Annotated in this window: 18 protein-coding genes; 7 read left to right on the forward strand and 11 right to left on the reverse strand. The window is 67.6% G+C overall.

The annotated features are described in order from the left end of the window. The first annotated feature begins 154 nt into the window (after positions 1–154). From J7357_RS04900 to acpA, 5 genes are all read left to right on the forward strand, one after another. Complete coding sequence (locus J7357_RS04900; protein WP_209245376.1) at positions 155–493, forward strand: hypothetical protein; 339 nt, start codon at positions 155–157, stop codon at positions 491–493. Further along, complete coding sequence (locus tag J7357_RS04905; RefSeq protein ID WP_209245180.1) at positions 490–879, forward strand: VOC family protein; 390 nt, start codon at positions 490–492, stop codon at positions 877–879. The genes J7357_RS04900 and J7357_RS04905 overlap by 4 nt, the downstream gene beginning before the upstream one ends. Positions 880–1,153: 274 nt before the next feature. Next, positions 1,154–2,152, forward strand: coding sequence for an AI-2E family transporter (locus J7357_RS04910; RefSeq protein WP_209245377.1), 999 nt, complete (start codon positions 1,154–1,156; stop codon positions 2,150–2,152). A 36-nt stretch (positions 2,153–2,188) separates the two neighbouring features. Then, positions 2,189–2,479, forward strand: a complete 291-nt coding sequence (locus J7357_RS04915; protein ID WP_209245186.1) for a hypothetical protein — start codon at positions 2,189–2,191, stop codon at positions 2,477–2,479. A 161-nt stretch (positions 2,480–2,640) separates the two neighbouring features. Further along, positions 2,641–4,353, forward strand: coding sequence for an acid phosphatase (gene acpA / locus J7357_RS04920; protein ID WP_209245188.1), 1,713 nt, complete (start codon positions 2,641–2,643; stop codon positions 4,351–4,353). A 67-nt stretch (positions 4,354–4,420) separates the two neighbouring features. On the opposite strand, the gene J7357_RS04925 is transcribed toward acpA, so the two are convergent. Further along, positions 4,421–5,728, reverse strand: coding sequence for an MFS transporter (locus J7357_RS04925; RefSeq protein ID WP_209245190.1), 1,308 nt, complete (start codon positions 5,726–5,728; stop codon positions 4,421–4,423). Between the two features lie 371 nt (positions 5,729–6,099). Between J7357_RS04925 and J7357_RS04930 the strand changes: the two genes are divergently transcribed. Both J7357_RS04930 and J7357_RS04935 read left to right on the forward strand, forming a co-directional pair. Continuing rightward, entirely contained in the window at positions 6,100–6,567 is a 468-nt protein-coding gene (locus tag J7357_RS04930) for a metallophosphoesterase family protein (RefSeq protein WP_209245192.1), read from the forward strand. Between the two features lie 139 nt (positions 6,568–6,706). Beyond that, the gene (locus J7357_RS04935) at positions 6,707–7,135 is read left to right on the forward strand and encodes a hypothetical protein (protein WP_209245194.1); all 429 of its coding nucleotides are present in this window, start codon (positions 6,707–6,709) and stop codon (positions 7,133–7,135) included. A 56-nt stretch (positions 7,136–7,191) separates the two neighbouring features. Here J7357_RS04935 and J7357_RS04940 read toward each other — a convergent pair whose 3' ends face one another. The 10 genes from J7357_RS04940 to dinG form a co-directional block, all read right to left on the reverse strand. Then, positions 7,192–8,763 carry an SDR family oxidoreductase gene (locus tag J7357_RS04940; protein ID WP_209245195.1) on the reverse strand — a complete coding sequence of 524 codons (1,572 nt, stop codon included), beginning with the start codon at positions 8,761–8,763 and terminating at the stop codon, positions 7,192–7,194. Between the two features lie 231 nt (positions 8,764–8,994). Then, positions 8,995–9,552, reverse strand: coding sequence for an ankyrin repeat domain-containing protein (locus tag J7357_RS04945; RefSeq protein ID WP_209245197.1), 558 nt, complete (start codon positions 9,550–9,552; stop codon positions 8,995–8,997). A gap of 64 nt (positions 9,553–9,616) precedes the next feature. Next, positions 9,617–11,140 carry a catalase KatB gene (gene katB, locus J7357_RS04950; RefSeq protein ID WP_209245199.1) on the reverse strand — a complete coding sequence of 508 codons (1,524 nt, stop codon included), beginning with the start codon at positions 11,138–11,140 and terminating at the stop codon, positions 9,617–9,619. A gap of 305 nt (positions 11,141–11,445) precedes the next feature. Next, positions 11,446–11,943 (reverse strand): hypothetical protein, encoded by a 498-nt coding sequence (locus J7357_RS04955; protein WP_244667284.1) that lies wholly within the window; start codon positions 11,941–11,943, stop codon positions 11,446–11,448. Between the two features lie 382 nt (positions 11,944–12,325). Further along, on the reverse strand, positions 12,326–12,934 hold the full coding sequence (locus J7357_RS04960) for a DUF6624 domain-containing protein (RefSeq protein WP_209245200.1): 609 nt from the start codon (positions 12,932–12,934) through the stop codon (positions 12,326–12,328). After that, positions 12,931–14,019, reverse strand: coding sequence for a hypothetical protein (locus tag J7357_RS04965; RefSeq protein ID WP_209245202.1), 1,089 nt, complete (start codon positions 14,017–14,019; stop codon positions 12,931–12,933). The genes J7357_RS04960 and J7357_RS04965 overlap by 4 nt, the downstream gene beginning before the upstream one ends. 67 nt (positions 14,020–14,086) lie before the next feature. Then, the gene (locus J7357_RS04970; RefSeq protein WP_209245204.1) at positions 14,087–14,263 is read right to left on the reverse strand and encodes a hypothetical protein; all 177 of its coding nucleotides are present in this window, start codon (positions 14,261–14,263) and stop codon (positions 14,087–14,089) included. A gap of 26 nt (positions 14,264–14,289) precedes the next feature. Continuing rightward, positions 14,290–16,461: a peptidase domain-containing ABC transporter gene (locus J7357_RS04975; RefSeq protein ID WP_209245205.1), complete on the reverse strand. Its 2,172-nt coding sequence runs from the start codon at positions 16,459–16,461 to the stop codon at positions 14,290–14,292. Beyond that, positions 16,458–17,816, reverse strand: a complete 1,359-nt coding sequence (locus J7357_RS04980) for an HlyD family efflux transporter periplasmic adaptor subunit (protein WP_280515332.1) — start codon at positions 17,814–17,816, stop codon at positions 16,458–16,460. The genes J7357_RS04975 and J7357_RS04980 overlap by 4 nt, the downstream gene beginning before the upstream one ends. Positions 17,817–17,940: 124 nt before the next feature. Then, the gene (dinG, locus tag J7357_RS04985; protein WP_209245208.1) at positions 17,941–20,070 is read right to left on the reverse strand and encodes an ATP-dependent DNA helicase DinG; all 2,130 of its coding nucleotides are present in this window, start codon (positions 20,068–20,070) and stop codon (positions 17,941–17,943) included. Between the last annotated feature and the right edge of the window lie 29 nt (positions 20,071–20,099).

A 20,099-nucleotide genomic window follows, 5' to 3' on the forward strand; every position in this document is an offset into this window, starting at 1 on the left:
CCTTTTCTTTAGATTGCCCAAAAACAGCCAAAATTGAATCCTTCGGGGCTTCGCGCCCTTACGTCATTCGGTTCAGCCGTGTCGAGTGAAATATTTCACTTGGTAGGGAACGGCGTACATGATTGCGCTGACGCTGCCCAATGAAATGAAACGCATGCACGTCGACATCACCCACCACGTGGACGCCAGCGAGCCGGACGACGAAGACGGCTATTACTACGCCTACACCCTCTACCACTTCAGCGACGGCCGCGATCGGCTGCTGGCGCGCAGCTACGACGACGAGGCGGACCAGGCGCATTTCCTGAATATCGAAGTCGATGGGCGCGCGCGGACGCTGACGGACGCGGATCTGCGGCATCCGCTGCTGCTGGCGGCCGCCGCGTACCTGGGCGAGGCCGGCAAGCGTAGACTGCGCTGGCTGAGCGGCCGCGGCGACGGGTACGAGCCGCTGCCCGGCCAGCCCACCATCGGACCAGCGGAGGCTCCATGAAACGCGTCACCGGGATTGGCGGCATCTTCTTCAAGGCACAGAATCCGGCCGCGCTGCAGGCCTGGTACCAGCGGCATCTCGGCATCGACGTGCAGGCCTGGGGCGGCACCGCCTTCGCCTGGAACGACGGCAGCGGCGCGCCGGTCACCGGCTCCACCGTCTGGTCGATCGGTGCGGCGGCGCAGGAGCCGCACTTCGCGCCCGGCACGGCCCCTTTCATGATCAATTACCGGGTGCACGATCTGCACGCCCTGGTCGCGACGCTGCGCGAGGAAGGCTGCCACGTGCTGGACCGCATCGACGAATCGGAATACGGCGCCTTCGCCTGGGTCATCGACCCGGAAGGCAACAAGGTGGAACTCTGGCAGCCGCCCGCCGGGCAGTAGCCCCGGCGCCGGCCGGTCAGCCGTTACCGCTTGAGCCCGCCCAACGCGCAGCAAGACCCGCTACACGTGCGGGCGCGCTCCGGCGTCGCCCACATTCACCGACCGGGGGCTGTGCACCGCCGACGGGCGGCGCGCGATCTTCGCTCCCCCTGCACCGCCCTGCCACTACTGTCCGCGCTCATTGACCTGATCGGGATCCGCGCCACCGATGAATGCCTCCGTCCCCGGTTCCCCCTCGCCCCTGCGCGCGTTCACGGCGCGGGTCCTGGTCGTCATGGCGCTGGGTGCGCTGGCGCTGCTGGCCTGGCAGTTGTCGGAGCTGCTGCTGATCGTGTTCGGCGCGGTGGTGGTGGGCGTGCTGCTGCATGGGCTGGCCACGCTGTTGCGCAAGTGGTTGCCGCTGCCGGAGTGGGCGGCGCTGGCGCTGGTGATCCTGGTGCTTGTCCTGGGGCTGTCGGCGATCGTGCTGCTGTTCGGTGCCGAGGTCGCCGCGCAGATCGACACCTTCCGCGCCACCCTGCCGGCGGCCTGGAACAAGTTCCATGCCTGGCTGCAGTCCGGCCCGCTGGGGCCGCAGATCGAGCGCATCCCCGACCAGTTGCGCGACGGCGCTTCGACCCTGGCCACGCACGCCGGCGCGATTGTGCTGTCGGCCGGCGGCGGCGTCACCGATGCGGTGCTGATGATGGTCGGCGGGCTGTATCTGGCCGCGCAGCCGCGGCTGTATCGGCAGGGCCTGCTGCACCTGCTGCCGCGCGACCGGCGCGGCGTCGCCGACGAGGCGCTGACCGCCAGCGGCCAGGCGCTGCGCGCGTGGTTGACCGGGCAATTGCTGGCGATGGCGGTGATCGGCACCCTGACCGGCATCGGCCTGTGGCTGCTGGGCGTGCCGGTGGCGCTGGGCATCGGGCTGCTGACCGCGCTGCTGGACTTCATTCCCATCGTCGGCCCGATCGTGGCGGCGGTGCCGGCGATCCTGCTGGGCTTCACCGTCAGCCCGCAGGTGGCGCTGGGGGCGCTGCTGCTGTTCGTGGTGCTGCAGCAGCTTGAGGGCCATATCCTGCAGCCGCTGATCCAGGCGCGCGCGGTGGATCTGCCGCCGGCGCTGCTGCTGTTCTCGCTGTTCGGCATCGGCGTGCTGTTCGGGCCGATGGGCGTGGTGCTGGCGGCGCCGCTCACCGTGGTGCTCTACGTGCTGGTCAAGCGCCTGTACGTGCAACACGCGCTGGGCGATGCCGAAGGCGCGGACGGCGCGGGAAAGCCCGCCGCCTGAGCTGCGGGGCGATCCGCCCCGAGCCCGCACACCGCAATGCCCAGCGATTCACAAAACCCGCAGAGCGACCTGGCCGACACCTTGCACGGTGCCGCCGCGTACAACGACAAGGGCCATGCCTGGCTCGGGCAGGATGCCAGGCAGATCGCCGACATGCAGCGCGGGTTCCAGACGCAACTGACCGAACTGGCCGCACGCCTGGGCGAGGCGCGGCTAGGCCCGGCGCTGAGCGCGGCCATCGCCAGCGGTGCAGCAGCGCGCGACGATTCGGGCGTCTATGTGGCGCTGTGCGAGCGGGTCTTCGGCAGCACGCGAGCGCGCCGCTGAGGTCGGGCGCGGGCACCATGCCGCGGCGTCATCGGTCATCCGAAAAACGCGGCCTGCGATACGGCCGCTGAACGCCGGCCCCGGAGTGGGACGGGCTGGCTTTGACTTGTCATTCACGCGGCCCACACTGGCGGGTGCCTTTTCCCTCGCCCGATGACCCCGTGAAGAAGCCGCCCCAGGATCCTGCGTCCACCCCGCCCGCCGACACCGACACCACCCCCGAAAACCCGCAACGCCGACGCCTGCTCGGCGGCCTGGCGCTGGCCGGCAGCGCCCTGGCGCTCGGCGGCCCCGCCGAGGCCCACGCCGAGACCGCCAAGCGCGCGCCAGCGCGTGCGCTGTCGGCGACGGAACTGGATCGGCAACTGCGGCAGAAGATCGAGCACGTGGTGGTGATCTACGCAGAGAACCGCAGCTTCAACAACCTGTTCCCAGAGTTCCCCGGGCTGCAGCAACCGCTGTCCAAGGTGACGCCGGCGCAGGCGCGGCAGGTGGACCGCGACGGCAGCGTGCTCGACATCCTGCCGCCGATCTGGGGCGGTCTGGCCCCGGACGAACAGGTGGTGGCGCACCGCCGCTACAAGATCGGCGAGGACGCGATCGGGCCGCTGCCCAACGCGCCGTTCGCGCTGCGCACGCCCGACGGCCAGTTGCTGCCGCACGGCATCGTGACCCGCGACCTGGTGCATCGCTTCTACGAGAACCAGATGCAGATCAACGGCGGCCGCAACGACGGCTTCGCCGCCTGGAGCGACGCCGGCGGGCTGGTGATGGGCCACTACGGCGATGCGCCGGCCACGCTGCGGCTGTGGAGCCTGGCCCGCGAGTACACGCTGTGCGACAACTTCTTCATGGGTGCGTTCGGCGGCTCGTTCCTCAACCACCAGTACCTGATCGCCGCGCAGGCGCCGTACTACCCCAAGGCCGACAGCAGCCCGGGGCGGACGCAGATCAGCGTGCTGGCCAGCGACCGCCCGGACGAGATCCGTCTGGCGGTGCAGGACGATTCGCCGGGCAGCGCACTCAACGGCCGGCCGCGCTTCGTGCGCAACGGCGCGCTGACCCCGGATTTCTGGGCGATCAACACCCTGAGCCCGCCGTTCCAGCCCAGCACCAGCCAGGATCCGACGCGCCCGGACTACGCCGACCCGAACAGCCCCAACACGTTGCCGGCGCAGACCCACCGCCATATCGGCGATGCGCTGGACGCCAAGGGCGTGGACTGGGCCTGGTATGCCGGTGGCTGGGCGCTGGCGGTGCAGGGCAAGGGCGACACCGGCGATACCAGCGAGTTCCCGGGCAGCCCCAACTTCCAGATCCACCACCAGCCGTTCAACTACTTCGCCAACCTCGCCCCCGGCACGCCGGCACGGGCGCGCCGCCTGCGCGACGGCGGCCTGGGCGACAGCGCCCCGCAGAACCGCTTCCTCGCCGACGTGCAGGCCGGCACGTTGCCGCCGGTGACGTTCTACAAGCCGCAGGGCAACCTCAACATGCACGCCGGCTATTCCGACGTGGCCGCCGGCGATCGCCACATCGCGATGGTGGTGGAGGCGCTGCGCACCAGCCCGCTGTGGGAGAAGACCGTCGTGTTCATCACCTTCGACGAGAACGGCGGCTGGTGGGATCACGTGGCGCCGCCCAAGGCCGACCGCTGGGGTCCGGGTTCGCGCATCCCGGCGCTGGTGGTGTCGCCGCACGCCAGGCGCGGCCACGTCGACCACAGCGTCTACGACACCGGCTCGATCCTGCGCTTCATCACCCGCCGCTTCGGCCTGGAGCCGTTGCCGGGCCTGGTCGAACGCGAACGCGCGATGCACGCCGCCAGCGGCGTGGTGCCGGGCGACCTCACCGCCGCGCTGGATCTGGGTTAGACCGGCGCGCGTTGCGAAGGGCGCGGCGGACTGCCGCCGCCCTGTCCTGCCTCACGCAGTGCCGCGCTCAGGCGGCCTGGAAGGTGCCGGCGCCGCGCTGGCGACGGAACAACAGCCAGGTGCAGACCAGGCCGATCAGCGCCGCCAGCGACAGCCACAGCGCCGGCGCCGCGCGGCTGTGCGTGGTGTGGATCAGCCAGGTGGACACCGCCGGGGTGAAGCCGCCCATCGTGGCGGTGGCCAGGCTGTAGGCCAGCGAGAAGCCGGTGGTGCGCACCTCGGCGGGCATCACCTCGGTCAGCGCCACCACCATCGCACCGTTGTAGGCGCCGTACAGCAGCGACAGCCACTCGCCGACCAGCAACAGCCGCCCGAACGAAGGCGCGTCGACCAGCCACTGCAGCGCCGGCCACACCGTCAGCAGCATCGCCACGCTGGCGAACACCAGCAACGGCTTGCGGCCGATGCGGTCGCTCAACGCGCCCATCACCGGCAGCCACACGAAATTGGACAGACCGATGCAGCCGGTCACCACCAGGCTGTCCATCTCGCTCAGGTGCAGCTCGGTGCGGCCGTAGGTCGGCATGTAGGCGGTGATCAGGTAGAACGACACGGTGGTCATCATCACCATGCCCACGCCGGCAAGGATCAAGCCGACATTGGCGCGCAGCGAACGGGCGATGCCGGCCAGGTCCGGCGCCTGCCGCGCGGCGAACTCCGGGGTTTCCTGCAGCGAGCGGCGGATCAGGAAGATCAGCGGCACGATCAGGCTGCCGATGGCGAACGGCACGCGCCAGCCCCAGCTATCCATCACGCTGTCGGACAGCAGCGCATGCAGGGCGACGCCGAGCGCGGCGGCGAACACCACCGCCACCTGCTGGCTGGCCGACTGCCAGGCCACGTAAAAGCCGCGCCGGCCAGGCGTGGCGATCTCGGCCAGATACACCGACACGCCGCCCAGCTCCGCGCCGGCGGAAAAGCCCTGCAGCAGGCGGCCGAGCAGCACCAGCACCGGCGCCAGCACGCCGATGGTGCCGTAGCCGGGGACGAAGGCGATCAGCAGCACGCCGGCCGACATCAACCCCAGGGTCAGGATCAGGCCCTTGCGACGCCCGTGCCGGTCGATGTAACCGCCCAGCACCAGCGCGCCGATCGGCCGCATCAGGAAACCGGCGCCGAACGTGGCCAACGACAGCATCAGCGAGGCGAACGCGCTTTTCGCCGGGAAGAACGCATGGCCGATGGCCGTGGCATAGAAGCCATAGACCATGAAGTCGTACATCTCGAGGAAGTTGCCGGTGACCACGCGGAACACGGCGGCGGCGCCGTGCGGCGCGGCCTCGGCGGCGGCTTGGGTTGGTGCGGGAGCGGTCATCGGTCGAAGTCTGCTGGAGAAGAAACGGCGCCGCCTTGCGATGCGGTGCGACAGCGTGGGCGGCGCGCGTGGCAACGGTACAACACGCCGCGTGCGCATGCCGCCATGGAGCCGCGTGCCGCTACGTGCGGGTTAATGCATGGCGATCCGAGAGCGCGGTTCCTGGACACTCGCTGTTGCAGCGCCGGGATACACTGCGACGCGCCGGCGATGCGCCCAGGTGCCGATGCCGGCGTTGATCCACCCCGCATCCGCGCACGATGCTTGGCGCAGCCACCTCCACCGAATCCGGCGCGCACGCGTATGGCGACGACACCACCACTCCCGAATCGGTAGGCTGCACGCTGGTCATGCCCCAGGAAGCACCACCGATGCGTCCCGTTCGACCGCTGCATCTCGGCGTGATCGCCGACACCCATGGCCTGCTGCGGCCCGAAGCGCTGGAGGCGCTGCGTGGTTGTGCGGCCATCGTGCATGCCGGCGACATCGGCAAAGCGGAGGTGCTGGAGGCGCTGCGGGAGTTGGCGCCGCTGCACGCGATCCGCGGCAACATCGATACCGCGCCGTGGGCGCAGGCGCTGCCCGAGACCCTGGACCTGGACATCGACGGCGTGCGCCTGCACGTGCGCCACGACCTGAAGACGCTGGACCACGTCTCCGACGGCGTGGACGTGGTGATCAGCGGCCACTCGCACATGCCGTCGCTGCAGACCCGCGACGGCGTGCTCTATCTCAATCCCGGCAGCGCCGGGCCGCGCCGCTTCCGCCTGCCGATCGGCATCGGGCATCTGTACCTGACACCAGACGGTCCGCGCGGCCAATTGCAGACCCTGGGCTAGCGCACGCACCCGCATTCTCCCGCTCGCGGCGGGCAGGCGACGAGCGCGCGCGATCTTCGCTACAGTGGGCGCGGGGAGGCGTGCGGCCAGCGGATGGGCGTGGCGGCGCCAGGATGCGACAGCGCGAAGGGGAACGAGCATGCGCAAGGGATGGAACGTGTTCGGCAAGGTCGGCCTCGGCCGCATGACCAAGGACGAGTACCAGGCCAATCTCAACGGCCTGAACATGTTCTTCGGTGCGGTCCTGGGCCTGGTGCTCACCGGCACCGAACGCCTCAACGCCTGGCAGTTCGGTGTGGTCCTGGGCGTGCTCGCCAGCCTGGTCACCTCGATCCTGTTCATTTCCAGCAGCCGGCACCGGGTGGCGTACGCGATCTACACCCTGCTGATGGTGCTGGCGCTGCCGAAGGTGATCGACGTGATGCTCAAGGGCCAGGCACTGCTGCCGGACAAGGTGCAGCCGACGCTGATCGTGTGGACCATGATGACCATCATGGTGGAGTTCTGGGGCCGCGAGAAGGACGCCGAGACCGCTGCCGCGACGGCCGCGGACCGCACGCTCGGCTAAGGCGGCGCGCGGGCGCGATTACACGTCGCGCACCGTTGCGATGGCGGCGCGTCGCCTCACCAATCGGTCGGCGCGTAGTCCTTGAGGAACTGGCCCCACACGTGCTCGCCGGTGTTGAAGCCGTGGATGATCGGATCGACGATGCGCGCGGCGCCGTCGACGATGTCCAGCGGCGGATGGAAGCGCTCTTCCTGCACCTTGCGCGCGGCGATCTCGGCCGGATCCTCGTCGGTGACCCAGCCGGTGTCCACGCTGTTCATGTGGATGCCGTCGTTCTGGTAATCGGCCGCCGAGGTGCGGGTCATCATGTTCAACGCGGCCTTGGCCATGTTGGTATGCGGATGCCGGGTGGTCTTGAAGTTGCGGTAGAACTGCCCCTCCATCGCCGACACGTTGACGATGTGCTTGTCGCGCTCGGGCGTGCGCAGCATCAGCGGCTTGAGCCGCGCGTTGAGGACGAACGGCGCGACCGCGTTGACCAGTTGCGTCTCCAGCAACTCCACCGAGGACACTTCGTCCAGCAGCAGGCGCCAGGAATTGCGCCCGCGCAGATCCACCTGCTGCAGGTCCTGGTCCAGCCGCCCTTCCGGGAACAGGTGCTGCTGGGCGAGCAGGTCGTCGGCCAGCAGCGGCACCTGCGACAGTTCGGCGGCGCGCAGCAGACCGTCGGCACCGGCGTGCGCATGACCGCCCCCGACCGGCAGCGTGCTCCCCGCGGCCGGCAGCAGGTCGGGGCCGCGCAGGCCTTCGTACTGGCCCACCAGCCGGCGCACGTGCTCGGGCAGGTCGTGCAGCGCGGCAGTTTCGCCGGCCAGCATGTGCGCATAGAACTGCGGCGGCCGGCGCACGGTCTGGCAGGCGTTGTTGACGATGAAATCCAGGCGCGTGCGGGTCGCCAGCAGTTCGCTGCAGAACGCCTCGACGCTGGGCGTGTGGCGCAGGTCCAGCCCGTACACCTGCAGGCGATGGCCCCACTCTGCGAAATCCGGCTCCTGCGCGTAGCGCGCCGCCGAGTCGCGCGGGAAGCGCGTGGTCACGATCAACTCGGCGCCGGCGCGCAGCAGCTTGAGCCCCGCCTGGTAGCCGATCTTGACCCGGCCGCCGGTGAGCAGCGCCACGCGCCCGCGCAGGTCCGCGGTCTCGGTGCGCTTGACGTAGTTCAGCTCGGCGCAAGGCGGGCACATCTGGTCGTAGAAGTGATGCAGCTCGGTGTACTTCTGCTTGCACACGTAGCAGTGGCGCAATTCGGGCGAATGCGCCGCCGGCTCGGCCGCCGCAGCCTGCGCATGGATCAGCGCTTCGGGCGTGTGCGGCGGGAAATAGTTGGGCGTGCTGAACACCGGCTTGCGCCGTAGCGCGCGGATGCCGGTCTGCGCCAGCAGTTCCTCGGCCTTGCGCACCTTCTCCTGGTGGCGCTCGCGCGCCTGTTCCTTGAGCAGCTTGCGCCGCGCCTTGGGCTCGGGGTTGAAGACCTGGGCGACCACCTGCAGCAGGCGCACCCGCTCGGCCTCCGGCAGTGTATCGAGCACGCGCCGGTCGGCGGCGATGGTCTCGAGCAGGTCCAGGGCGATACGCAGGCGCTCGGCCAGGGGTAGGTCGTCGGGCAAAACAGGGGCAGTGGCGTTCAAGACAGATCCGGGATGGGCGACGGCGAGCCGCGGCAGAGCGCCGGCACGATGCCGACAGGGCAGCACGCGGCCCTGTGGCCGCCTCCACCGGGGCGGCGGACGGCGGCGGCACGGGCCGCGGCGGGCCGGAGGAACCGGCCACCCGGGCATTTTCGCCGATCCGCGGCCTGCGATCCACGCGCGGTGCGATCGTCGTGCCTGGCCTCCGCCCCGGAGGCGGACCGGGGCCGCTCAGCGTGCCGGTGCGGTCGCGAACTCGCCGCGCTGCAGCTTGGCCACGTCGTTACCCTGCGCATCCCTGGCCTGCAGGTCGGCGCCCTTGGCGGCGAGGTCCTTCAGCACCTCGGTGCGCTGGAACAGCGCGGCGTACATCGCCGCGGTCTGACCGGCGTTGTTGCGCTGGTCCGGCGCGCAATCGGCCTGCATCAGCCGCTTGGCGATGCTCAGCTCGCCCTTGAAGATCGCGCCCATCAACGCGGTGTTGCCGCGCTTGTCCTGCGCACAGGGGTCGGCACCGGCACGCAGCAACTGTTCCACCGCCGCCTGCTGGCCATGGTAGGCGGCCAGGATCAGCGCGGTGTAGCCCTTGTCGTCGCGGGTATTGAGGTCGTAATGGGCGCGGATGAACTCGGCCAGCATGTCCTGGCGGCCCTGCCGCGCGGCATCGAAGAAATAGGTGCGCAACTGCGCCTGCACCGCGGCCGGATCGGGCGCCGCAGGTGCGGCCGGTGCAGCGACGGCCGTGGTGCTGACCGCGAGGCCAAGAAGGAAGAAGACAACACGACGCATGGGGAGTCTCCGCAAGAAAGTGCGCGGCGCGGCGATGCCGCCGCCGGGCCGCGCGTGGGACGCATCAATCCTGTAGCTGCGCAGCCAGTTGTTTGACCCGCGCCAGGTCGCCCTTGGCCACCCGCGCCACGCCGCTGCCGTAGGCCGGGTCGGCCTTGTACAGGTACGAGAGCATGATGTGCTTGCTCGCGTCGTCGGTGCCGGCCAGCGATTCGCCGAAGCTCTGGATCAGGTCCTGCTGCTCCTTCTTGCTGTAGCTGCGGAACAGCTCGCCGGCCTGCTTGAAGTTCTGCTCGCGCGCGATCCCGGCCTGCTGGGTGGTGCCGGACAGCGGCAACTGGCTGTAGCGCGCGTTCGGATCCTGCGGCCGCGGGCTGAGCCGGCTCGGCTCGTAGTTCACGCCGCTGCTGGTGCTGCCGGCGTTCATCGCCCCGTCCTGGTTGCCGTTGTTGACCGCCACCCGCGGCCGGTTCACCGGCAGGCTCAGGCCGTTGGTGCCGACGCGGTACAGCTGGGTGTCGGCGTAGGAGAAGATGCGTCCCTGCAACAGGCGGTCTTCCGACGGCTCGATGCCCGGCACCAGGTTGGCCGGCGCCATCGCCACCTGCTCGGTCTCCTGGAAGAAGTTGTCCACGTTCTTGTTCAGCACCATCTGCCCGATCTTGCGCTCGGGCACGCCCGGCCAGATCTTGGTGGCATCCAGCGGATCGAAGTCGAACTTGGCCAGGTCCTCGGGCGCGAGCACCTGGATGTACAGGTCCCACTTCGGATAGTCGCCGCGCTTGATCGCGCCAACCAGATCGTTGGTCAGGTGGCTGTAGTCCTTGCCCTGCACCGCCATCACCTGCTGCGGATCCAGGTTCTTGAGGCCCTGCAGGCTCTTCCAGTGGAACTTGACGTAGTGCACCTGGCCCTGCGCGTTGACCAGCTTGTAGGCATGCACGCCGTTGCCGTCCATGAAGCGGTAGCCGGCCGGCGTGCCTTCGTTGGAGTACAGCAGGGTCAGGGTGCGGGTCGCCTCGGGCACGTGCGAGAAGAAATCGAAGCGGCGCGCATCGTCGTCGAGATTGGTGCGCGGGTCCGGCTTGAACGCATGCACCATGTCCGGAAACTTGATCGCATCGCGGATGAAGAAGGTCGGGAAGTTGTTGCCCACCAGGTCCCAGTTGCCTTCGCTGGTATAGAACTTGGTGGCGAAGCCGTGCGGATCGCGCAGCGTCTCCGGCGAATGGTTGCCGTGCACCACCGAGGAGAAGCGCACGAACACCGGCGTGGTGGTGCCCGGCGCGAACACCTTGGCCTTGCTCAGGTCGGAGATGTCGGCGGTGGCGGTGAACTCGCCATGCACGCCGGTGCCGCGCGCGTGCACCACGCGCTCGGGGATGCGTTCGCGGTCGAAGCGCTGCAGCTTCTGGATCAGTTGCACGTCCTGCAGCAGCGTCGGGCCGTTGGGCCCGGCGGTCTGCGAGTTCTGGTTGTCGCCCACCGGCGCACCGTTGTCGCGGGTGAGCGTGGACTGTGCGGCGCTGGCCGACAGGATCAGGGAAGGCGACAACAGGACAAGCAACAACAGGGATCCAGGGCGCATGGCGTCGGCTCGCGTGAAGGGAGCTGCAGCATGGCGGCAGTCCGGCGCGCAGAACATTCGTTCCTTGCGATCGATGCCATCGACGCAGCCAATCGCGTCCGCGCACTGTGATCGCGACCATTGGTAGAGCGCGCAATCCGTTGCAGCTGCAGCGCCGTCGCTGCGTCACTCGACGATGATGCAGCTGCAGATCGGCCGCAAAATGTAGACGCGCGCGCGTGCCAGCGGCAACGGCGATGCCTGGCGATGCGGCCGCAAGCGCACCGCGGCGCGATGCACCGCGCGTATCGCCGCGATGGCGGACGCTAGCGCTTGGCGCTCAGCGCGCGGCTGCGATCGGCGAACAGTGCCTGATCGGCTTGGCTGTAGGCGGCGCGCTGCACGGCCGCATCGATGCCGCGCTGGAAGTCGGCGCGAAAGCCAGGCTCGTTGATGCGCTGGGCGATCAGGAACACCGCGTGCGCCGTCTCGGCGCCGACCGCCTGCGTATCGGGAAAGCCCTGGCGCCGGATCAGATCGGTCAGGCGCTCCTGGCTTTGCTTCTGCGCCATACGCACCTCGCGTGCATACGCGCGCAGCGACTCGGTGTCGTGCTGCAGCCGCTGCGGCGAGTAGTCCCGCTTGAGATCGGCGCGCGCCTGCGCGTCGTCGCTGATCAACTGCAGCAGTTGCGTGCGATAGGCCGGATTGGCCGGCGCCGCCGCGGCAGCGTCATCTGTCGGTGCACCGATCGGACCCGCCGCGGCGATGCTGGTCAGCACGCACAACGCCGCTCCGAACGCCCAGCGTGTGGCGATTCGCATGATGATGTTTCCCCTGTCGCCCGCGATACTAGACCAGTGCGCGCGGCCTGTATGCGGTTATGGACTGGGCACCACATATCGCCTTCCAGACGGCACCGTTTGGCGATAGAAATCACAGTATTGAATCAACGCAAGTCACGCAAAGAGGCCGGTGGCGGCCAGGTCGCGGCACGCCGGGAGCACATCCGCGCAGATGCTTCAGCGGCGATCTGCGTTGGCGATCTGCGATTCGAGGCGATCCGATCTAAAGCGCCGAACCGTTCGTGGACGATCTGGCCACCTATTGGACATGGCCAATCCTGCGGCTGCGATAAAGACCGCCCCACCGGGCATCCGCAGAAGCAGCGGGTGTGCCTCGAAGCGCGGCGTCCTCGCGGTCGCGTCAGGGTCCGGCGACGTCCGGCGGCAATCCCATCGCAGCCCGGCGCTGCTGCAGTTGCTCTGGCTGTTCCACCTCGAACAGGCTGCCGTCGGACTTGTGCTGGGTCCCATACAGTTGCGGCCGACCGCTGAGAATGCGATTGCGATCCACGAACAGCGCAAGATCCTCCTTGCTATAACGCCCGTTCTCGGCCGCGGCTTCGATGCCCTTCAGGAAGGCATCGCGGAACGTCCTGTCCGCGACATGCTGTGCGACCAGGAAGCCCGCGTGCGCGCCGTCATCGCCGGCAATCGCAGTATCCGGAAAGCCGTATTGGTTCATCAGCGCGGAAAGCTTCTGCTGATTCTGCTGCTGCGAGGCGTGGATCTGCAACGCGACGGCACGGGCGGCGCCAGGATCGCTCTGCAACTGCTGTGGCGTGTAGTGCTTCAGGGCATCGGCGCGGATCTGCTGGTCGGCCTGGGCCAGCTGCAGCAGTTGTTGCCGGTAATCCGCGTTGACGCTCGCGCCTTGGTCGGAATGGGCCATCGATGGATCCTGTTGAGGACGGGCGAAACCGCAGCCAGCGATCGCGAGCAGGGTCGCCGCCGTGACCAGACGCATCATCATTCGCATACGGGACTCGCTTCTGTTGGGGCGGGTGTACGCTCGGACGCTTGCGCAGGCGGCGCAACGGCGACAGGCGTAGCGAACTCACGGTAGCGTGCGATTGCTCCATGGACCAGCAAAGCGCAGAACTTGCGTGCGATATCCAGATGCGGGAGCTTCTGGTCCAGATACAGGAACTGGCCGCCCGGATTGAGTTCGATGAAGATCGGCTCGCCTCCATCCGCCGGCACGAGAAAATCGGCGCAGAAGAAGTCGATACCCAGTGTCTGTCGCAGGCGCTCGAGCTTGACCAGCAGCGCGGGCGGCAGTGCGGTCTCGGCGTAGGTGATCGTGGTCTTGTGGCGTACCGCGCGGTAATCGATCTCACCATCCAGCGCATGCGTCATCTTGACCGCCACGTATTCCCCCTGGAGACAAACCACCCGCAGATCGCCGCGGTGGCGCACTACTTCCTGATAGTTGGTAGGACAGGCGCTCACGTCGCCATCGGCCAGGGTTTCCTCGATACGGACGCGGGTCGCATAGGACACGCTATAGCCCGCATTCTCCGACCAGGCACCGACGTTGAACGGCTTGACGACCACGCCATCCGGTTCGGCGTTCCGGAACCGACGAATGTCGTCCGCACGATGGCTGATCAGGGTCCGCGGCAGGCGCAGCCCGCTGGCTGCCGCCGTCGCCAACTGCAAGGCCTTCTGGTCCGCCATGAGCGCCTGCATCGGCGCATTGAGCCAGCGCTGCACACCGACCCCGCCTCCCATCACGGCAAGCGTGCCAAGGTCGAACAGCAATCCTTCGGAACGGATGAATCCCACGTCCTGCTCGTGCACACTCGCGGGTGGCTGCTTCTTGAACAGCAATCGCCTGCACCAGGCGGCGTCATAGTGCAGTGGTGACCCGTCGCGCACAAAGCGGACACCTTGCGTATCGCAGAGCAGCGATCCGGCCATGCCACTCGGCCAGGCGCTACTGTCGAACAATTCCACCGTGTGTCCCGCCGCCCCGATCATGGCGGCAATGGTCGTTGCGTGCGTGTCGCGTTGCGGCGCCACGATCAAAACCTTCCTTGCCTCTTGCTGCATCATCTTGGCATCCGTTATGCAATCGCTCCGAATGCATGGCGGCGCTGCAGCACCGCCATGCGCCTTCAGATCAGCTGAAGATGATGATCGTCTCGGTGTCGACGGCTTCGACGATGATGATGATCAGCGTGTCCCCCTGCTGCTGGCCGCCGCCGCAGGAGATCGCATTGACTTCTTCCTGGGTCATTTCACGCGCGAAGCGCTGCGCAACGGGACGCGAATTTTCCGTGTTCACGACAGTTTCCATTCCACTCTCCTTGAAAGACAGCATGGTTATTCGCCAGCGACAATGCCGGCGAGCTTCTCAACGCTTCGCGACGCGTCAAGTCTTTCGGCGCCAGATCGCACGCCTTGATTCCGCTCCGCCCCCAACACGACCTTGCGGTCGGCCGAGGCGATGGTGTCTTCTCGATGCGCGATCAGGACGCGCGTCATGCTCAGCGCCTTGATATGCGCATTGACCATCTCGTCGCGCTGCCGATCCAGATGGCTGGTTGCCTCATCAAGCACCAGGATCTTTGGCTGCCGATACAGGGCGCGCGCCAGAATCACTCTCTGCCGCTGTCCGCCCGACAGGATCGATCCCATGTCGCCAACCAACGACTCGTATCCCATCGGCATACGTACGATGTCGTCGTGGATGGCTGCCAGCTTGGCAGCGGCCACAACGCGCTGCAGGCTGGCGTCAGGATCGAAGAATGCGATGTTGTCGGCCAATGAGCCGGCGAAAAGCTGGTCATCCTGCATCACCGCACCGACCATGCCGCGATAGACCTCCAATCCCAGCCGTCGGATTTCCACACCGCCCACCTCGATGTGCCCTTCGGTTGGCGTGAGCAAGCCCAACAGAAGCTTGGCCAGCGTGGATTTGCCGCAACCGCTCGGTCCGACGATGGCCACCGATTCGCCTGCGCGAATCTTCAGATCAAAGTGGCGCAGAACCCAAGGATCATCGTCGGAGTAGCGGAAGCTGACGCCCTTCAATTCAATCTCCGGTGCCAGTTCGGGCCCACTGTAGTGCCCCAACGCATGCTGCTCGGGATCACTCATGGCGATGTCGGAGATGCGCTCGGCGTGCAACCGCAGCATACGAAACTCGACGCACTTGTCGACCAGGCTCCCCGCCCGACTGGTGAACAGGTCCGCATAGCTGAGAAACGCCACCAGCATGCCCGCCGACAACGCATCGTGCAGTGCCATGTAGCCGCCGATGCTGATCAGCAGCACGCGCTGGAGCCCGAAGACGCCGCCATTCAACGCAGTGAACGCCAGGCCGATGCGCTGCGCCTGCATATCCAGACTGGCTGCCTGGACGGTCGCTGCAAACAGCCGGCTCTGACGCAGGCCCTGCTTGTTGGCCAGCTTGATCGCCTGGATGCCGCGAACCGACTCCATCAACTCGCTCTGCTGCCGCGCCGAATGAAACAATTGATCGCGGGTGATTCGGAACTGCACGCGGTACATCGCCACGCGCAGAAGCAAGTAGCATACGAATGCTGCCAACACCAAACCGGCGAGCTCGGCACTGTAGAAAAACAGCACCACCAGCGCCAGTATGCCGGTCATGCCGTTGAGGACGGCTTCGACGAAGCTGCCAGTCAGCGTCGTCTGGATCGACTTCAGCGATCCGAACCGGGACAGCACATCGCCCATATGCCGCTTTTCGAAATAATCCAGCGGCAATCGCATCAGGTGGCCAAACAGGTTATTGATCCACTGGCTGTTGAGCGAGGCGCCCAGCCAGCTGACCACCCAGCTGCGCGCCAGACTCAGCGCCGTCTGTGCGAGGACCGCGAGCAGAAACCCGATCGCCAGGATCTTCAGCAGTGGCATGTCGGCCGAGACCAGGACGTGGTCGATCAACCACTGCATCTGGAATGGCATCAGCAGCACCAACATCTCGATCGCCAGCGCCAGCGCAAAGACCTGCACCAGCGCTCGACGCAGCCCAACGACCCTCCCGGTCAGCATGCGCAAGGACACCGGCCGCGGCGCCGCCACCTTCTCGAAACTCGGACTCGGCAGCAGTTCCAGCAACACCCCGGTGAAATGCTTGCCTACCTCTGCCAGCGGCAGCCGCAGCGTGCCGCGCGCAGGGTCGTGGATCAGCGCGACTCCTCGCGTGACGCACTCAAGGACCACGAAGTGGCTTAGATCCCAGTGCAGGATGCAGGGGCCGCCAACGGCGGTCAGATAGTCGAGCTCAGCGCGCATCGGCCTGACCTCGAAACCGATGGTGCGCGCGATTTGCATCAGACGCTCAAGACGTGCGCCCTGCAATGAGATGCTGAAGCGCCGACGCAAGCTGGGCAGGTCGACGTTCTGGCCATGGAAGCCCGCGACCATCGCCAGGCAGGCCAGGCCGCACTCCGCCGCTTCCGTCTGCATGACCGGCACGATCCGCGTCGCAAACGGCGACCTCCAGGGCGACCAAGGCCGACTCATGATCCACGCTCGTTGGAAGGAGCATCACGCATACCGGAGGCCAGTTCGTAGACCGGCTCGAACATCCATTCGATCAGGTGTCTGCGTTCGAGCAGGATGTCTGCATCCAGCGCCATTCCCGGGCGCAATGGCTCCTTGCGTCCATACGCCACCACAGTCTGGCTGCCCAGTTCGACGATGACCCGGTAGCGCTGCTCCTTGATGTCCTGGCCCAGCAACCGGGTCAGGTCACCCGAACTCATCGCGCTGCGCGAAATCTCCGCGACGTGGCCGGCGTGGCGCCCGAACTTCTGATACGGGAATGCCTGATAGCGCAACACCACCCGGTCGCCTGGACTGACGAACCCGACAGCCCGCGACGATACCCAGAGCTCGGCGCGTAGCCGCGTGTCCCGCGGCAACAGCGTCATCAACGGCTGCTGCGCGGCGACGGGCTGTCCCGGATACACCAACAGATTGCCGACGATCCCGTCCGAGGGCGCGCGCAGGATCACCGCACGGCGCGCCTCGCTCTCGGAGATCGATTGCGCCACATCCGCCAGTTGCCGATCGATCTCGTTGTTCTTTCCGATCAGCGTTGCCGGCAGTTGTTCCAGTTGTGTCCGCAATTGCGATTGTTGCTGCCGTAGTTCCAGCGAATGCTTCTGCAGATCCTTGAGCTGCGCCTGATTCTGGATCGCCACATCCTGCTGCTGCAGCAGTTGCACCTTGGTGAGTACACCGCGATTGCCCGGGCTGGACCACTGCTCGTACAGGCGCATGGCGCTTTCGGCGCGCTGCCGCTGCAGTTCGATCTGTTCTTCGGTACTGGCGATCTGACTCTTCAACAGTTCGATACGCGTGCGCAGGTCGCGATCCTGCGCTTGCGACAGGCTGCGCTGTTCCTCGATGTCGGATCGCAAACGCTCGCGCTTGAGGCGCAACTGCGCGATCACCGATGCCTGCGTATCGCCGAGCGACGCGCTGTCCTGCTCGCCGGAAATCTCAATCAGCGGCTGGCCCGCGCGGACTTTTGCGCCCTCCTTGGCGAACGTACGCACGACCCGACCGGATGCGGAGGGCGTCATGGTCAGCAGTCCGCGATCGGGCACCAACGTGCCGTTGACCGCTTCTCGCCGCGTATAGCTGCCTACGCACAGCAGCGCCAGCACAAAGACGAGAAGCGCGATGCTGGCCCAGAAGTAAGCCCAACCGAAGCGTGGCGCGTCCAGGCGCACGGCGCCGAGCCAGCCCTCGCGGCGTGCTCGAAACACTTCTTCCCTGAAGAATCCGTCCGCCATCGCCATCCCCTGAGCGGCGCTGTGTGCTTTCCTAGCGCGTGAATGTTTATCGCTTGCAGGGATCAGGGCCGTCAAGCGCGCATCGGCACAATGCTGGACGGCGCGGTAGACAATTCACGCCGCCACCACAGCGCCCGCGGTGTGTCGCGCGAAACGGCGATCGACTACGTCGGCATCAATGGCTTCGCACGTGCTTCCACTAGCCGATCACCCGCTTGAACGGCGGCAACGCATCGATGATGCGCTTGCCGTAGCGCTTGGTCAGCAGCCGCGAATCGAGAATGATCACGCGGCCGTGGTCGTCGGCGGTACGGATCAGGCGGCCGGCGAACTGGGTCAGGGTGCGCAGCGCGTGCGGCACCGCGATCAGGTTGAAGGCGTTGAGGCCGCGGCTCTCGAACCATTCGCCGAGCGTGGCGGTCTGCGGATCGGTCGGCACCGCGAACGGCACCTGGGTGATGACCACCGTGGTGCAGGCCTCGCCCGGCAGGTCCAGGCCTTCGCCGAAGGAATTGAGGCCGAACAGCACCGAGCCTTCGCCGGCGGCGATGCGGCGCATGTGCTCGCCGATCATCTGCGACTTGGAACCGTCGCCCTGCACCAGCACGCGGTTGCGCTGCGCGATCGGCAGCAGATCGGCCACCTTGAGCATCTTCCAGCGCGAGGTGAACAGCACGATCGAGCCCTTGCCCCAGTCCAGTTCGCGCACCAGGTAGCGCGCCACTTCGCGCGGATGGCCCTCGCGGTCGTCCGGCGCCACCGGGAACGCCGGCACGATCAGTTCGGCCTGGTTGGGCAGATCGAACGGCGAGGACAGCGACACCATCTCCGCATGCGCGGGCAGGCCGTTGTCGATCGCCAGCGCCTGGAAATCGCCGCCGCCGGTGAGCGTGGCCGAGGTCAGCACCGCCGCATCCACCTCGCTCCACAGCAGCGAGCGCAGTACTTGCGCGGCCGACACCGGCGAGCAATGGCAGATCAGATCAGCATCGCGCGAGGCGGTGATCCAGCGCGCCATCGGCGGCTGCCCGTCCTGGTCCTCGCGGCGCCAGCCCAGCCACAGCGCGTACTGCTGCTCGACCATCTCCAGGGCCATGCCCAGGTTGCGCTGCAGGCGCTCCTTGGCCGCGTCCTCCTGCTTGGACTTGGCCGCCATCTGGTGCGCGGCCTGCACCCAGTTCAGCAGCGCCCCGGTGTCCTGCGCCTGCGCATCGATCAGCGGCTTCCAGTCCTCGGGCAGGCGGCCATTGGGCGCGCGCCACATCGGTTCGTCCTGACCCGGCTCCGGCACCCACACCCGTTCGATCTCGGCGCGGAACGCCTTCAGGCCCTTGGCCACCCGCGCGGCGAGTTCGACCGCCTCGTTGGGCAACTGATTGCCGATGCGGTCCTTGTCGGCAAGCCGGTAGGCGGCGCCGACCAGCGCCTGCAGGCGGCCGGTGCGCCGCGCCAGCTCGTCCAGCGGCAGGTTCGCCGCGCCCTGGTCGATGGCCACGCCGGCGATGTGGTGGCCTTCGTCGAGCACCAGCAGCATGTCCGACGGTGGCGCGATCAGCGGCTGGCCGTTGTCGCTGTCGCCCAGCGACAGCGCCGACAGCAGCAGGGCATGGTTGGTGACCACGATCTGCGCATCGCGCACCTCGCTGCGCGCCTTCAGCACCGGACACTGCACCGCGAACGAACAGCGCCGCCCGGCGCAGCCGGCCGCATTGGTGGTGATGCGCGCACGCAGCGACGGCGGCACCGGCTCCGGCGCGGCGTCCAGGTCGCCGTTCCAGGTCCGGTCGGCGTAGGCCTTGGCCAGCGCGCGCGCCTGCTCGGCCTCGGCCGGGCTCAGCGGGCGGTCGTACAGCGGCGCCTCGTCCTCGAACATGCTGTCCTGCGCGGCCTCGCCATGCAGCTCGGCGACGTTGCGCGTGCACAGGTAACGGGTGCGGCCCTTGGCCAGCGCCACCGTGGCCTCCAGCCCGGTGGCCTTGAGGAAGGCCGGGATGTCGCGCTCGACCAGCTGCGACTGCAGCGCCACCGTGCCGGTGCTGATCACCAGCTTCTTCTTGCTGGCCAGGGCGATCGGCACGCCGGCGGTCAGATAGCCCAGGCTCTTGCCGACGCCGGTCGGTGCCTCGGCCACGCCCACGCCGCCGGAGGTGCCCAGCGCGCGCGAGACCACGCCGATCATCTGGCTCTGCGCACGGCGCACGCGGAAGCCCGGCGTATTGGCCTGCAGCTTGGCGTAGGCATCGCGGATCGCCAGCTTGACCGGTTCGGTGAGCTGACGCGGGGACGGGCCGGACGCGGGCGGCGTCGACGGCGAAGCGGAATCGGTCATCCCGGCATTTTCTCACGTCCCGTCGCAGG

Origin of the sequence: Xanthomonas sp. D-109 (assembly GCF_017746095.1) — a bacterium.
Taxonomy (GTDB): Bacteria; Pseudomonadota; Gammaproteobacteria; order Xanthomonadales; family Xanthomonadaceae; genus Xanthomonas_A; species Xanthomonas_A sacchari.

Excerpts from the sequence above, each read along its gene's own strand:
- J7357_RS04900 (WP_209245376.1), top strand. The coding sequence starts at position 155 with ATGCACGTCGACATCACCCACCACGTGGACGCCAGCGAGCCGGACGAC.
- J7357_RS04905 (WP_209245180.1), top strand. The coding sequence starts at position 490 with ATGAAACGCGTCACCGGGATTGGCGGCATCTTCTTCAAGGCACAGAAT.
- J7357_RS04910 (WP_209245377.1), top strand. The coding sequence starts at position 1,154 with ATGGCGCTGGGTGCGCTGGCGCTGCTGGCCTGGCAGTTGTCGGAGCTG.
- J7357_RS04915 (WP_209245186.1), top strand. The coding sequence starts at position 2,189 with ATGCCCAGCGATTCACAAAACCCGCAGAGCGACCTGGCCGACACCTTG.
- J7357_RS04925 (WP_209245190.1), bottom strand. The coding sequence starts at position 5,728 with ATGACCGCTCCCGCACCAACCCAAGCCGCCGCCGAGGCCGCGCCGCAC.
- J7357_RS04930 (WP_209245192.1), top strand. The coding sequence starts at position 6,100 with ATGCGTCCCGTTCGACCGCTGCATCTCGGCGTGATCGCCGACACCCAT.
- J7357_RS04935 (WP_209245194.1), top strand. The coding sequence starts at position 6,707 with ATGCGCAAGGGATGGAACGTGTTCGGCAAGGTCGGCCTCGGCCGCATG.
- J7357_RS04945 (WP_209245197.1), bottom strand. The coding sequence starts at position 9,552 with ATGCGTCGTGTTGTCTTCTTCCTTCTTGGCCTCGCGGTCAGCACCACG.
- katB (WP_209245199.1), bottom strand. The coding sequence starts at position 11,140 with ATGCGCCCTGGATCCCTGTTGTTGCTTGTCCTGTTGTCGCCTTCCCTG.
- J7357_RS04955 (WP_244667284.1), bottom strand. The coding sequence starts at position 11,943 with ATGCGAATCGCCACACGCTGGGCGTTCGGAGCGGCGTTGTGCGTGCTG.
- J7357_RS04960 (WP_209245200.1), bottom strand. The coding sequence starts at position 12,934 with ATGATGATGCGTCTGGTCACGGCGGCGACCCTGCTCGCGATCGCTGGC.
- J7357_RS04965 (WP_209245202.1), bottom strand. The coding sequence starts at position 14,019 with ATGATGCAGCAAGAGGCAAGGAAGGTTTTGATCGTGGCGCCGCAACGC.
- J7357_RS04970 (WP_209245204.1), bottom strand. The coding sequence starts at position 14,263 with ATGGAAACTGTCGTGAACACGGAAAATTCGCGTCCCGTTGCGCAGCGC.
- J7357_RS04975 (WP_209245205.1), bottom strand. The coding sequence starts at position 16,461 with ATGAGTCGGCCTTGGTCGCCCTGGAGGTCGCCGTTTGCGACGCGGATC.
- dinG (WP_209245208.1), bottom strand. The coding sequence starts at position 20,070 with ATGACCGATTCCGCTTCGCCGTCGACGCCGCCCGCGTCCGGCCCGTCC.